We start from the raw sequence: 12691 nt of genomic DNA, 5'->3' as shown, positions 1-12691 counted from the left end.
TTACTGTTGGGACAACAGGGACAACTGGGACGACGTGTTTTGTATATATATACGAAAAATTGAGAGCAGAGGTGTGAAGGTGAACCACAAAAAATCACAATATCGTGCCATTGACCTGACAGAACAACAGGTGGCAACCACCAACGTTAAAACCGGAGAGAAGACAGCATGACGGCACAAATATCAGCTTACGGGCGGCTGGTGGCTGACCCGCAGTTAAAGACCACCAGCAAGGGAACACCAATGACGCTGGTTAGTATGGCTGTTCCCCTTCCGTGCAGTCAGGCAGATGACGGAACAGCGACGATGTGGTTATCCGTCCTGGCGTTTGGCAGACAGGCCGATGCACTGGCAAAACACCAGAAAGGCGAACTGGTGAGCGTGGCGGGTAACATGCAGATAAGCCAGTGGACAGACCAGAACGGGGAAATGCGGCAGGGCTGGCAGGTCATCGCAGACAGCGTAATCAGTGCGCGAACCGTGCGACCTGGAGGCAGGAAAGGACAGCAAGGGCAGGCTACTGACGCACTGAACAGGGCAAAGCAGCAGACGAGCCAGCAGGATGACCCGTATGAGGACGAAATACCATTTTAACTGCCAGTGGATTCAGCAACAGAGGTTAACAAATAATGACCACACTGACTATTAGCAGAAAACCGAAAGGCATTTACGGCACACTGCAGAAAAACGCGCAGACTAAACAACAGCAGGATAAAGCCACATCGGCGCATAAAGTGATACCCGGCAATCAGAACGCACCGCAGAGCCGCAAACAGAAGCCCACAGGGGCGACACAGTGGCGGCATATGACCAAACGCCAGGACAAAAACCGCAGGCGCGTTAACCGTCTTATTGAACTATGGCCTGAATTATTCAGCCTAGAATCACCGAAGCCGCTTAAGGTAGGGATATTTGAAGACCTGATACAGGATATTGCCGTCAGGGCGCTGGCTTTTGGGTCAGGGGCATTACGTGTGGCGCTAGCATCTTATGCTCATTCTCCGCGTTATTACCGTGCCTTAATCGCTGGTGGAGCACGTTACGACCTGAAAGGTCAACCATGTGGGGAAGTGACACCACTGGAACAGCAGGACGCGGAAGCACGACTGATGGCACTGAAAGAGAAGCGCAAACGTAAGTCGAACAAGGAGCAAGCTGGCGTATGAGTATGATTCACGACAGCAAAGCGGAAGATCTGGAGGCTAAAGGCCTGTACCGGAGAGCGGCGGCCCGATGGGCTGAGGTCATGCAACAGGTGAACACCGATAAGGAGCGCGAACAGGCAGTAAAGCGTCGCGCGAAATGTATCCACAAGGCAGCACGTTCGCCCGTCATGCTGGATAATTTCGGGAGCTTGAGAGAGGCAGCACACCGCACACAGGCGGATATGGGGATAGAAATCGCAAAATCTGTCTGGCGGAACTACCAGACAGACAAGGTTTTATAGTGGCAGTTCTGCATTATTTTTTGTTATTGAGTTGTAGAGCGTTTCAGGAGTTTTTTGAATCACATGAACGTTTCGCTGGTGGATATTCTCGACAAGTTGCAGCCAGGCCGACGCGTGCCAGCTCGCCGCAGTGCCTGGCATCTTCCGTACATCGTCTTTCTCGAACGGCGCGGAAACGATTTGATTGCGTTGAATCCCGTCACAGAGGATAGCGTTACGCTATCTCCTGAGAGCCTACTAGCCACAGACTGGGAGTACTGCTAAAAACAAACGCATCGAGGGTGCTGGCGTGTTGCCAGCCCCACCCCTCCGAAATGATCCCCCAAAAAGTGCAAAATGCTCCCCCATCAACGAACAGAAAACAAACAAATAAAGAACAATAAACGAGCATTATTTGCAATTCTTGACAAAAACGCCCCCTATTTATAACCCTACCAAATTTAAAATTACATCTACAAAACAATAAGTTACAAAATCACCAACGGATCATTTCGGAAAAAACGGTTAGTGCCTTTTTCGAAAGGGGATCATTTTGTTGCTTAAACTCATATGCGGATTACATATCAATACACTAGTGATAGCCGTTCTTGAATGCCACAGAACGCGCTGTAATCGATTCTGGCGCAATTAGCTGTGCTAGGTAATGATTTCCTATCTGGGGATGTTGCGCACGTCTGGATTGCGTTACCACCGAAGATTGTGCGCGTATGGTGGCTGTTACGGTGGCCTCCCGACAACGCAAAATTGCGGCGGCACTGTCGCTTTACCGCGCTAACACGGCTTGATTCACTCGCTCGACTTGTCCCACCTCCCCCCCCAACTTGTCCCAAAACAGCCTGGACTTGTCCCACCTTACCTAATTTATTTCTAACAAAATCAATTTGTTAGGTGCCAGTGGGACAGGCGGGACAGGTGGGACGGGTGGTTTTGTATATATATACGAAAAATTGCATTCAGGAGGGGGGGCGAAATTCCTGCAATCCATTACTTATGGAACTGTCCGCCCCGTCAAATTTTTACGCCCGCGCAATTAAAAAAATGCGTCACGCTGGTGGGCATGATGCCGATATGCTTGTCGGGTTCAGCTTTTAAGGCGGCTGTAGATGTCAGGTTATCCGTGCTTATCCACCAGCCAGCTTCATAGCGAATAGCCGGAAAATGATAACGGTTAAAGCTGTACATTTTTGCAGCAAATCATTTTAGTTATACGTTTGGATATACGATTTCAAAACTCAATTAATCTACATCTTTAAAATCACACAGTTACAGGCTCAATTAAACTACTCTCGTGGACCAAAAATCCTAAGAAAACCAACCTTTAAGGTTGGTTTTCTTATATCCACAGCATTGTCTTGCTACCCTCACTTGCAGTTTTACTACATGCCCATACATAAAATGGGGTAACATTCACGCGCCTGGTAGCGTTACCAACGCTACGCTCAAACATAATGATTCTAATAAAACCTCAGGAGACTACTATGCCTGAAGCAACGCCTTTTCAGGTGATGATTGTGGATGATCATCCACTTATGCGACGCGGTGTTCGTCAGTTACTGGAGCTTGATCCTGGTTTTGAAGTGGTCGCCGAAGCAGGCGACGGCGCTAGTGCTATCGATCTGGCTAATCGACTGGATATCGACGTTATCTTGCTGGATCTCAATATGAAAGGTATGAGTGGCCTGGATACCCTCAATGCCTTGCGCAGGGATGGCGTTACCGCGCAAATTATTATCCTAACCGTATCAGATGCCTCCAGCGATGTCTTTGCACTGATAGACGCAGGCGCAGACGGCTATCTGCTAAAAGACAGCGACCCGGAAGTATTGCTGGAAGCAATTCGCGCCGGAGCAAAAGGCAGCAAAGTCTTTAGCGAACGCGTCAATCAGTACTTGCGCGAACGTGAAATGTTCGGTGCGGAAGAAGATCCCTTCAGCGTGCTGACGGAGCGTGAGCTGGATGTTCTGCACGAGCTGGCGCAAGGGCTGTCGAATAAGCAAATTGCCTCGGTGTTGAATATTTCTGAGCAGACGGTAAAAGTGCACATTCGCAATCTGCTGCGTAAACTCAATGTCCGCTCACGCGTGGCGGCCACCATTCTGTTCCTGCAACAACGCGGGACACAATAAAAAAATAGCCCGATGGATTTATCATCGGGCTGAGATTGATGACAAACGCAAAACTGCCTGATGCGCTATGCTTATCAGGCCTACTCAGATCGAGCAATGTATTGAATTTGCACGATTTTGTAGGCCGAATAAGGCGATCACGCCGCATCCGGCATAAACATAGCGCACGTTGTCATCCGCCTGGCTCCAATGGCGTCACCATCGGGCTTCTTCTTACTTACTCTCCTGCGGCGACAAATGCTGCATCGCCTGCGCGATACTGCGCTCAATCACCGCACGGCGAGTATCGTTGGCAGGCAAGAGTTTCAACATCATCTCCCACGCGGCAACGGCTTCGCCAAATCGCTGCTGCTCAAAGGCGTTAAACGCATACATGCTCAGCACGCGAATATTGCTGTGGTCACTTCTCACCAGTTGACGCAACAACTCGCCGCCGAGGCGGTTGTCGTTGGGATCAGATGAACGTGTCAACGCTTCAGCATAACCCAGTGCGGCATCGCTGTTCTTCGGATCGAGGCGATACGCAGTAGCATATGCATCGGTCGCGATACTGGCGTTACCCAGCGCCATCCCAACGCGACCCAACATAATCCAGCCTTCAATATCTCCTGGATTTTTTTGCAGTTGAGTACGCATTCCCAGCGCAAGACGTGACATCTCTTCTTCGTTGAGCGGATTGGCTTTCGGATCGAGCGCCCTGTCCAGCAACGCCGGAGCCTGTGCCGTGGCCTGCTGCCAAACTTTTACCTGCTGATAATTGCCAGTCTGGTAGTAGCTGACGCCTGCCACAATTAACGCCACCACAATACCCGGCAGATAAACAACATATCCGGCACGCTTACCTTCCGGCACGCTTTGTTCAGGAAACTCCTCCTGCGCCACATGCACCCGACGCCGCGAGCGGGAGTAAATCACCCAGCCGCCGATACCAATAGCGACAACTGGCAGCACCCACAGCAGCACGGTCAGCGGTGTTAATGGCGGATCGTAAGTGACGAAGTTGCCGTAACGCGCCACCATATAATCAACAATCTCTTTCTTGCTTTTACCTTCCTGCATCAGTTCATACACTTTCTGGCGCAGGTCAGTGGCAATCATCGAGTTGGAATCGGCAATACTGTTGTTCTGGCATTTCGGGCAGCGCAGTTCTTCCGTGAGCTGGCGGAACTGCTGTTCCTGTGCTTCATCTTTAAACTGCAACACGTCGATGGTCGCCAGCGCCGAGCCGGAGATCATCAGCATCAGCACGCCCAATAAAAACCTCATTGTGCGGCCTCCTTACTGTATTTCTCCCACAGCGGCTTGATCTCTTCTTCCCAGACGCGAGGATTGAGATCGCCCGCATGGCGATAGCGAATGATGCCGTTGCCATCGATGAGAAACGTTTCTGGCGCGCCATACACGCCGAGATCCAGCCCTAACATGCCGTCACCGTCAAACAGACTTAACGCGTAAGGATTGCCCAGTTCTTTCAGCCAGCTAATTGCTTTCTGCCTGTCGTCTTTATAGTTCATACCCACCACGCGGATGCCCTGCGCAGAAAGCTGATTCAGATATTGATGTTCCGCACGGCAGGTCGGGCACCAGGTCGCCCAGACGTTGAGCAGCACCGGTTTGCCTTGGGTCAGCACATCTGCCTGATAAAACTGCCCCGGATTGTCCAGTGATTCGAGGCGAAACGTCGGCACTGGCTTGCCAATGAGCGCCGATTCCAGATTGGTCGGATCATCCCCTTCGGCATTACGCGCCAGCTGCCACAACAATGCTGCGGCAATCGCCAGGAAGATAATCAAAGGAATTAACAATACTTTGCGCTTCATACAGCCTCCGGCGCAGTTTTTTGCGGGTTCACGCGCTTGCGATAGCGAGGATCAAACAGGCACAGCAGCCCGCCCAACGCCATCATCAGCCCGCCCGCCCAGATCCAGCGAACAAACGGTTTGTAGTAAAGACGAACTGCCCACGCGCCGTTTTCCAGCTCTTCACCGAGCGCGGCGTACAGGTCACGCGTGATGCCGCCGTCAATCGCCGCTTCGGTCATCATCGACCCGGCAGTGTTGTAATAACGTTTTTCTGCATACAGCACTGTTTCCGGCTTGCCATCTCGCGTTACGCCGATAGTCGCCACACCGCCACGCCAGTTCGGGCCAGTCACCTCTTTGACATCACGGAAGGTGAAGCGATATTCATGAATATCGACGCTATCGCCGGACTTCATGCGCACATCACGCTCAACGCTATAGTTCTGACTAAAAGCAATGCCAACAATTGTCACTGCCAGCCCCAGGTGAGCCGCCACCATCCCCCAATAACTGAAGGTGGTTTTCGTGCCGCGTGAAATACGCAGCGCAGCTTCCGCAATTGCCAGCACCGCAATCCAGCAGGCCATTGCCAGGCCGAGCACCGTCATCGCCACAACTTTGCTCTCAAACAGCCACGGCAACAGCAGAGACAGCACCAGCGTTGAGATGAAGGCGATAATCAATAAATTGCGGATCTTGCGTGGGCGATCGCGCCCCCAGCGCACCAGAGGGCCGACGCCAAGCAACAGCGCAAACGGCACCATTAGCCAGGTAAACATAGTGTTGAAGAACGGTTCGCCAATCGAAATACTGCCCAGCCCCAGTTGCTTGTGCACCAGCGGCAGCAGCGTCCCCAGCAATACCACCAGCATCGCGGCGACCAGCAAAACGTTGTTCGCTAACAGCAAAGATTCCCGCGACCACAGCGCATTGTTTACGCGTGAGCGAACTTTGTGTCCACGCGCGGCAAACAGCAGCAGCGAACCGCCAATCACCAGTACCATAAAGGCGAGGATAAACATACCGCGCGCCGGATCAGACGCAAACGCGTGTACCGATACCAGCACGCCGGAACGCACCAGGAAAGTCCCCAGCAGACACAGCGAGAAGGCACTGATTGCCAACAGTAATGTCCACGCTTTGAAGCTGGCGCGTTGTTCAGTGACCGCCAGTGAGTGCATCAGCGCAGTCCCCACCAGCCACGGCATAAATGAGGCGTTTTCTACCGGATCCCAGAACCACCAGCCACCCCAGCCGAGTTCGTAATAGGCCCATGCGGAACCGAGCACAATGCCGAGCGTCAGGAAGATCCACGCCGCCAGCGTCCACGGACGGGTAAAGCGTGCGTAAGTGCTGTCCAGACGCCCACTCAGCAAAGAAGCAATGGCAAAAGCAAACGCCACCGAGAAGCCGACGTACCCCATATAAAGCAGAGGCGGATGGAAGATTAGCCCCGGATCCTGCAACAGCGGGTTAAGATCGCGACCTTCAATCGGGAAGTTCGGCAGCGTGCGGGAGAACGGGTTTGAGGTAAAGAGAATGAACAGCAAAAATCCGACGCTGACCATCCCCATTATCGCCAGTACGCGAGCAACAATATCCAGCGGAATACGCTGGCTAAAAATCGCTACCGCAAACGTCCAGCCGCTCATCAGCAACACCCACAGCAGCAGTGAACCTTCATGCGCGCCCCAGGTAGCCGCCACGCGATACCACACCGGAAGCTGGGTATTGGAGTTGCTGGCAACATAGGTGACGGTAAAGTCGTTGACCACGAAAGCATTGACCAGCACCAGAAATGCGCCAGCCACAGTCATGAACAGTAGCCAGGCAAACAAGCGGGAAGACGCCATCATGCGCGCATCTCCGCGCGCCACGCCCCATAACGGATACACGGACAGCAGCAGCGCAATTCCTAGCGCCAGGCACAGCAGCCCGTTACCAATTTCTGGCATCATGATGCTGGATCCTTATAAACACTCGCCGGGCGACGGTGATTCGCTTCCATCGCTTTTTCGACTTCTGGCGGCGTATAGTTTTCATCGTGTTTCGCCAGCACTTCTTTCGCGAGGATATGATTGCCTTTTTCCAGCTCGCCCTGCACCACAACGCCCTGCCCTTCACGGAACAGATCCGGCAAAATGCCTTCGTAAGAGACATCCACTGAGCCTTCAGCGTCGTAAATGGTGAACGTTACTTTCAGCGAATTGGGATCGCGCTGCACGCTCCCCGGCATCACCATTCCGCCGACGCGCAGGCGCTGCCCGACTTCCGGCATCTGTTGGGTTTCACGTTTGCCGTAGAGAATCTCCCCCGGCGTATAAAAAAGATCGATATTCGAGCGCAGCGCATACAGCACCAGGCCAATCGTCAGCGCCAGCCCCGCCAGCACGGCACAGGCAATCCACAAGCGGTTTTTACGGCGAATATTCATGCAGCCTCCTGCTGTTGCGCAGCACGTAAACGCGCCTCACGCGCCCGCTGTTGCGCCACGCCACGCAGAATTGCGCGATGCTGCATCACCGAGTGCACGACCAAAACCACCAGCGGAATAACGGTCATCACCACCGCCAGCCAGACATAAAAGGCGTAACCGCCCATTGCGAAAAATTCATTCCAGGAAGCAAATGCAGGGGTCATTTACGGCCTCTTTTCAGTATCAGTTCACTCACCCACGGACGGCGTTTTTCCATCAGCAAAATCAAATTACGCATCCGCATCAGCGTCAGCGTGGCAGACAGCAGCAGGAAGCCGAAAATCGACCAGCGCAGCGGCGAACGCATCGCCGGATCGATACTTTGCTGCATCCGCGTTGATCCCTGATGCAGAGTGTTCCACCACTCCACGGAGTAATGAATAATCGGCAGATTCACCACGCCAATCAGCACCAGGATACCTGCCGCACGGCCCGCCAGACGGCGGTCGTCGAAGGCGTGCCACAGGGCAATCACACCCACATACAAAAACAGCAGCACCAGTTCAGAAGTCAGGCGTGCGTCCCATACCCACCAGGTGCCCCACATCGGTTTTCCCCACGCAGAACCGGTGACCAGGGCAATAAAGGTAAACACGGCACCAATGGGCGCCATCGCCGCCACCGCCAGGTTGGCCATTTTCATCTGCCAGACCAGGCCGATAAACGCGGCCACCGCCATTGAGGCATAAATCCCCATTGACCAGATCGCCGCAGGTACATGCAGATAGATAATGCGGTAGCTATTTCCCTGTTGATAATCAGCGGGGGCAAAGCCGAATCCCCAGATCCAGCCGACGGTAAGCACAACCACACTGGCGATTGCCAGCCACGGTATAAACCAGCCACAGATTTGGTACAGCCGTGGTGGGATCGCCAGTTGATGCAGTGTTTTCCACATAGTTTCGATACCAGACTTGAACAAAAATCAGTAATCCAGCGTTATTGAATGCTGATTCTTAACGCTGCCGCCGTCGCAAAAGGACTTAATGTCGCGGTGCCTGCCAGCAACGCGCCTAAAATTGCCAGATACCCGTCAACGGGCAAATGCATCGAAGCCGCGTCCATCGCGGCGGTGGCAAAGATGAGTAATGGGATAGTCAGCGGTAACACCAGAATGCTCAGTAGCACGCCGCCGCGCTTAAGTCCCACCGTCAGTGCCACGCCAGGTGCGCCGAGAAAGCCAAGCGTTGGGGTTCCCAGCAGCAGCGTCAGCGCCATCACTTGCCAGCCATAAACGTCCATTCCCAGTAGCAATGCCACCAGAGGCGAGAGGATGAGTAACGGCAGACCGGTTACCATCCAGTGCGCCATCACCTTCGCCAGCACAACGGCGGGCAAGGGTAACGGCAACAACATCAATTGTTCAAGACTGCCGTCCTGCAAATCGTCACGGAACAGTCGCTCCAGCGCCAGCAAGGATGAAAGCAGCGCAGCAACCCAGATAATGCCCGGTGCAATACGCGCCAGCAGTTGCGGCTCCGGACCGATACTGAGCGGAAAAAGGGTAATTACAATCAGGAAGAACCAGAGCGGGTTGGCGATTTCGGCGCTATGGCGAAACGCTACGCGCAGCTCAAGACGGAAAATGCGCCAGAACATCATGCGGCCCTCGTTTGCGTCAGTGAAATGCGGCGAATTTTACTTTCAGCAACGTTGAGCGGCTGGTGGGTAGTCAGAATCACAATCCCCCCCTGCTCCGTATGCTGCGCCATACGCTGGGTCAGACGATCGACGCCGTTAACGTCAATCGCGGTAAAAGGCTCGTCGAGGATCCATAACGTGGCACGGGTCAACCACAGACGCGCTAAAGCGACGCGGCGTTGTTGCCCGGCAGAAAGTTGATTTACCGGAATATCTTCGAATCCGGCAAGCCCGGCCTGTGCCAGAGCTTCCAGACATTGTGCGGTATCGCCATCGCGATGATAAAAGTGCAGATTTTCTAACGCCGTCAGCCGGGTTTTGATCCCCGGCTGATGGCCTATCCATAACAGGTTTTGATGGTAGCTGTCGCGTACCTGATGCAAGGGCTGCCCTTGCCAGAGAACGTCACCCGCATCAGGGCGAGACAATCCCGTCAGCAAACGGAGAAGTGTTGTCTTCCCCGCGCCGTTGCTGCCGGTGATTTGTACCCACTCTCCTGCGTTCAGCGTAAATGACAAACCACTAAATAAGGTTCGTTCATCCCGCTCGCAAAGTAATTCTCTGGCTTCAAGCATACCCACGCAATAACCCTGTTAAAAACCTGTCTCGACTTCGCGCATATCGGGCAGCTTGTGCGCTATCCCTTTATGGCAATCAATACAGGTTTGCCCATCTTTCACCGCCTGGTCGTGCATCTTAGCGGCAACAGATTTCTGGGCGGTTGTATCCATATACTCGAAGTTGTGACAGTTACGGCACTCCTGCGAGTTATTGTCCTTCATGCGCCGCCACTCATTCTGTGCCATCGTCAGGCGATGAGCTTCAAATTTCTGCGGCGTGTCAATAACGCCAAAAATTTTACCATACAGCTCTTTACTTGCTTTGAGCTTGCGTATCATCTTCGGCACAAACTCGTGCGGAACGTGACAATCTGGGCAGGTCGCACGCACGCCGCTACGGTTGTTGTAGTGCACGGAATCCATGTATTCCTGATACACCGTGTTACGCATTTCGTGGCAGCTAATGCAGAACTCTTCGGTGTTGGCTTTTTCCATACCGGTGTTAAAGCCGCCCCAGAAGACGATGCCGCCGACAAAACCGATCAACAGCAGCGTCCCCAGCGCCAGACGGCTGGGGGTACGCCACCATTTCCACAGGCGCTTAATCAGACCAGGCTTACGGTCAGAATTTCCCATAATAACCTCTTATTTCCCGTAACCTTTTGATGGGGTAAAGGTATTCCCCACGATTGGCGCGGTATCGGCCTGCGGTACGTGACATTGCAGACAGAAATAACGACGCGGAGCCACTTCCGCGCCCACTTTGCCGTCGCTGTCCATAAAGTGAGTAGGACTGATACGCGGCGCGCCAGTGGTGCGATAGCTTTCGACACCGTGGCATTGTAAGCAGCGGTTGGTATTGGTCGTTACCTGATAACCTTCAACGCTATGCGGGATCATTGGCGGCTGATTCACATAGTTCAGCGGCATTCGTTCCTGCTCTTTTGGCATCCGAATGGCCCCTTCCTGCGTCCCGGATACTTCCGGCGACTGGCTAAAATCGACGCCATTAGCCGCCCAAACTGCGCCGCTCACCACCAGGGCCAGCATCGCCGTCCATTGACACAGCGCCTTCTTCAGGTCATGGCTTTTCATGATTTCGCTCCCGAACTCCATCGTGTAGTTATTGTAAATACATCCTCAGAACAGACATCCACGCAGCGACCGCACGTCATGCAATCGCGGCTGGTGACCTGCACCGGGCTTTGTTCATCCAGCACCGGGGCACGTAGCACATGCGGTTCCGGGCAAACATGAAAACAATCCATACAGCGGTTACATTTCTGCCGATCGGTGGCCGCAACGGTAATCACACCTTTGCTACCCAGCACGCCATACAGTGCACCAACCGGACAAATGTGCCCGCACCAGCCGTGTTCAACGACCAGTAGATCAAATAAAAACAGCGCGAGAATAAGCAGCGCGCCGCTACCGAAGCCCATTACCAGGCTACGCCCCATCAGGGAAACGGGGTTGATCCATTCCCAGATGAGCGTGCCAGTTAAGGCCGAACCCACCAGAATGACCACCAACAGCACGTAGCGAATGTGGCGCGGGATCGTCGCAGACTGATTAAGGTCAAAACGCCGGCGCAACCAGTTCGCTAAGTCGGTAATCGGGTTCAGCGGGCAGACCCAACTGCAAAATAATCGCTTTCCTGCCAGGGCGTAGAGCACGGTGATAATTACCGCACCGGTCAACGCCACCGTGGCAGGCAGATGACCGCTGGCAAGACTTTGCAGCGTCATCAGCGGATCGGTCAGCGGAACGGTGTCGAATAACAGGCTACTGCTGTAGTTGCCGTGCAAAATCCACACACCAAACCACGGGCCGCTCAAAAACATCCCCAGCACGAAGAACTGACAAAGGCGACGCAATACCAGCCAACGGTGACTGCGCCACCAGCCTTTTTTCTCCAGCGCCTCGCGCCCGGCGTCACGTTTACGATTTGCCATTGTTCCCCTCCAGCCAGCCGAAGCGGTAATGGTGACCTAACTCCCCTTTCGCCAGTGACAGCGGTAACACCTTGATTGCCGGTTGTTCCAGCACGCACACTTTTTCGCACTTACCGCAACCGGTACAGGCGTCGCTGTGAACCGTCGGCAGAAAGCGGGCGTGCTTACCGGTACGCGTGTTGCGCTCCAGCTCCAGGGTGATGGCCTCATCAATTTTCGGGCATTCGCGATAACAAACATCGCAGCGCAGCCCCTGAAAGTTGAGACAGTTTTCCTGGTCCACCAGCACCGCCAGCCCCATCCGCGCGTCGTCGATCGATTCGATCTCACGATCCAGCGCACCGCTAGGGCACACTTTGGCGCACGGAATGTCCTCACACATTTCGCAAGGAATATCCCGTGCGACAAAATATGGCGTGCCCGCCGACAGGCCAGAAGCCAGCGTCGCCAGTTTTAAGGTGTCATAAGGGCAAGCCTGAACACACTGACCGCAACGCACACAGGCACTGGCAAAGGCGTTCTCGTTTATGGCTCCGGGCGGGCGCAACCGCACGCCAGATGCGCGTGCGGTTTGCTGTTGTAACCCCAGCGCCACACCCACGGCAGCCAGCCCGCCTGCTGTGCGAACGACATCGCGCAGAAAGCGGCGGCGACCATTTTGAGGTTTCGCTGACCGGGACATAA

Annotated in this window: 16 protein-coding genes; 4 read left to right on the top strand and 12 right to left on the bottom strand. The window is 53.9% G+C overall.

Annotated elements, in window-relative coordinates; all coding sequences use genetic code 11:
- Positions 1 to 168 precede the first annotated feature (168 nt).
- From FC814_RS04920 to narP, 4 genes are all read left to right on the top strand, one after another.
- The gene (locus FC814_RS04920) at positions 169 to 594 is read left to right on the top strand and encodes a single-stranded DNA-binding protein (protein ID WP_085480083.1); all 426 of its coding nucleotides are present in this window, start codon (positions 169 to 171) and stop codon (positions 592 to 594) included.
- Between the two features lie 35 nt (positions 595 to 629).
- The gene (locus FC814_RS04915; RefSeq protein WP_137325591.1) at positions 630 to 1166 is read left to right on the top strand and encodes a ProQ/FINO family protein; all 537 of its coding nucleotides are present in this window, start codon (positions 630 to 632) and stop codon (positions 1164 to 1166) included.
- A 2-nt stretch (positions 1167 to 1168) separates the two neighbouring features.
- On the top strand, positions 1169 to 1447 hold the full coding sequence (locus FC814_RS04910) for a PerC family transcriptional regulator (RefSeq protein ID WP_024169836.1): 279 nt from the start codon (positions 1169 to 1171) through the stop codon (positions 1445 to 1447).
- 1478 nt (positions 1448 to 2925) lie between these two features.
- Positions 2926 to 3573 carry a nitrate/nitrite response regulator protein NarP gene (gene narP, locus FC814_RS04905; protein WP_010348111.1) on the top strand — a complete coding sequence of 216 codons (648 nt, stop codon included), beginning with the start codon at positions 2926 to 2928 and terminating at the stop codon, positions 3571 to 3573.
- A 213-nt stretch (positions 3574 to 3786) separates the two neighbouring features.
- On the opposite strand, the gene ccmH is transcribed toward narP, so the two are convergent.
- From ccmH to napG, 12 genes are read right to left on the bottom strand one after another with little or no spacing between them, the layout of a single operon-like run.
- A complete protein-coding gene (gene ccmH / locus FC814_RS04900; RefSeq protein WP_137325590.1) occupies positions 3787 to 4839 on the bottom strand; it encodes a cytochrome c-type biogenesis thiol:disulfide oxidoreductase CcmH in 1053 nt (350 codons plus the stop codon).
- A complete protein-coding gene (gene dsbE / locus FC814_RS04895) occupies positions 4836 to 5393 on the bottom strand; it encodes a thiol:disulfide interchange protein DsbE (RefSeq protein ID WP_000824453.1) in 558 nt (185 codons plus the stop codon). Before dsbE ends, ccmH begins: the two co-directional genes overlap by 4 nt.
- The gene (ccmF, locus tag FC814_RS04890) at positions 5390 to 7333 is read right to left on the bottom strand and encodes a cytochrome c-type biogenesis heme lyase CcmF (protein WP_000982467.1); all 1944 of its coding nucleotides are present in this window, start codon (positions 7331 to 7333) and stop codon (positions 5390 to 5392) included. Before ccmF ends, dsbE begins: the two co-directional genes overlap by 4 nt.
- A complete protein-coding gene (gene ccmE / locus FC814_RS04885; protein WP_001026418.1) occupies positions 7330 to 7809 on the bottom strand; it encodes a cytochrome c maturation protein CcmE in 480 nt (159 codons plus the stop codon). The genes ccmF and ccmE overlap by 4 nt, the downstream gene beginning before the upstream one ends.
- The gene (gene ccmD, locus FC814_RS04880) at positions 7806 to 8015 is read right to left on the bottom strand and encodes a heme exporter protein CcmD (protein ID WP_000186547.1); all 210 of its coding nucleotides are present in this window, start codon (positions 8013 to 8015) and stop codon (positions 7806 to 7808) included. Before ccmD ends, ccmE begins: the two co-directional genes overlap by 4 nt.
- Positions 8012 to 8749, bottom strand: coding sequence for a heme exporter protein CcmC (ccmC, locus tag FC814_RS04875; protein ID WP_001295447.1), 738 nt, complete (start codon positions 8747 to 8749; stop codon positions 8012 to 8014). The genes ccmD and ccmC overlap by 4 nt, the downstream gene beginning before the upstream one ends.
- A gap of 41 nt (positions 8750 to 8790) precedes the next feature.
- Positions 8791 to 9453 (bottom strand): heme exporter protein CcmB, encoded by a 663-nt coding sequence (gene ccmB / locus FC814_RS04870; RefSeq protein ID WP_000971724.1) that lies wholly within the window; start codon positions 9451 to 9453, stop codon positions 8791 to 8793.
- On the bottom strand, positions 9450 to 10073 hold the full coding sequence (gene ccmA / locus FC814_RS04865) for a cytochrome c biogenesis heme-transporting ATPase CcmA (RefSeq protein ID WP_000525568.1): 624 nt from the start codon (positions 10071 to 10073) through the stop codon (positions 9450 to 9452). The genes ccmB and ccmA overlap by 4 nt, the downstream gene beginning before the upstream one ends.
- Positions 10074 to 10085: 12 nt before the next feature.
- On the bottom strand, positions 10086 to 10688 hold the full coding sequence (gene napC / locus FC814_RS04860; protein ID WP_000528377.1) for a cytochrome c-type protein NapC: 603 nt from the start codon (positions 10686 to 10688) through the stop codon (positions 10086 to 10088).
- 9 nt (positions 10689 to 10697) lie between these two features.
- Positions 10698 to 11147 carry a nitrate reductase cytochrome c-type subunit gene (gene napB / locus FC814_RS04855; protein WP_000835177.1) on the bottom strand — a complete coding sequence of 150 codons (450 nt, stop codon included), beginning with the start codon at positions 11145 to 11147 and terminating at the stop codon, positions 10698 to 10700.
- Complete coding sequence (gene napH / locus FC814_RS04850) at positions 11144 to 12007, bottom strand: quinol dehydrogenase ferredoxin subunit NapH (RefSeq protein ID WP_000013515.1); 864 nt, start codon at positions 12005 to 12007, stop codon at positions 11144 to 11146. Before napH ends, napB begins: the two co-directional genes overlap by 4 nt.
- The gene (napG, locus tag FC814_RS04845) at positions 11994 to 12689 is read right to left on the bottom strand and encodes a ferredoxin-type protein NapG (RefSeq protein ID WP_000091291.1); all 696 of its coding nucleotides are present in this window, start codon (positions 12687 to 12689) and stop codon (positions 11994 to 11996) included. Before napG ends, napH begins: the two co-directional genes overlap by 14 nt.
- Between the last annotated feature and the right edge of the window lie 2 nt (positions 12690 to 12691).

Source organism: Escherichia sp. MR, assembly GCF_005280595.1.
GTDB classification, from domain to species: domain Bacteria; phylum Pseudomonadota; class Gammaproteobacteria; order Enterobacterales; family Enterobacteriaceae; genus Escherichia; species Escherichia ruysiae.
Note: the sequence above shows the minus strand (reverse complement) of the source record. Positions and strands in the feature narration are given on the sequence as shown.

What these genes read in the sequence shown, in the direction of transcription:
- FC814_RS04920 (WP_085480083.1), top strand. Translation starts at nt 169, where the DNA reads ATGACGGCACAAATATCAGCTTACGGGCGGCTGGTGGCTGACCCGCAG.
- FC814_RS04915 (WP_137325591.1), top strand. Translation starts at nt 630, where the DNA reads ATGACCACACTGACTATTAGCAGAAAACCGAAAGGCATTTACGGCACA.
- FC814_RS04910 (WP_024169836.1), top strand. Translation starts at nt 1,169, where the DNA reads ATGATTCACGACAGCAAAGCGGAAGATCTGGAGGCTAAAGGCCTGTAC.
- narP (WP_010348111.1), top strand. Translation starts at nt 2,926, where the DNA reads ATGCCTGAAGCAACGCCTTTTCAGGTGATGATTGTGGATGATCATCCA.
- ccmH (WP_137325590.1), bottom strand. Translation starts at nt 4,839, where the DNA reads ATGAGGTTTTTATTGGGCGTGCTGATGCTGATGATCTCCGGCTCGGCG.
- dsbE (WP_000824453.1), bottom strand. Translation starts at nt 5,393, where the DNA reads ATGAAGCGCAAAGTATTGTTAATTCCTTTGATTATCTTCCTGGCGATT.
- ccmF (WP_000982467.1), bottom strand. Translation starts at nt 7,333, where the DNA reads ATGATGCCAGAAATTGGTAACGGGCTGCTGTGCCTGGCGCTAGGAATT.
- ccmE (WP_001026418.1), bottom strand. Translation starts at nt 7,809, where the DNA reads ATGAATATTCGCCGTAAAAACCGCTTGTGGATTGCCTGTGCCGTGCTG.
- ccmD (WP_000186547.1), bottom strand. Translation starts at nt 8,015, where the DNA reads ATGACCCCTGCATTTGCTTCCTGGAATGAATTTTTCGCAATGGGCGGT.
- ccmC (WP_001295447.1), bottom strand. Translation starts at nt 8,749, where the DNA reads ATGTGGAAAACACTGCATCAACTGGCGATCCCACCACGGCTGTACCAA.
- ccmB (WP_000971724.1), bottom strand. Translation starts at nt 9,453, where the DNA reads ATGATGTTCTGGCGCATTTTCCGTCTTGAGCTGCGCGTAGCGTTTCGC.
- napC (WP_000528377.1), bottom strand. Translation starts at nt 10,688, where the DNA reads ATGGGAAATTCTGACCGTAAGCCTGGTCTGATTAAGCGCCTGTGGAAA.
- napB (WP_000835177.1), bottom strand. Translation starts at nt 11,147, where the DNA reads ATGAAAAGCCATGACCTGAAGAAGGCGCTGTGTCAATGGACGGCGATG.
- napH (WP_000013515.1), bottom strand. Translation starts at nt 12,007, where the DNA reads ATGGCAAATCGTAAACGTGACGCCGGGCGCGAGGCGCTGGAGAAAAAA.
- napG (WP_000091291.1), bottom strand. Translation starts at nt 12,689, where the DNA reads ATGTCCCGGTCAGCGAAACCTCAAAATGGTCGCCGCCGCTTTCTGCGC.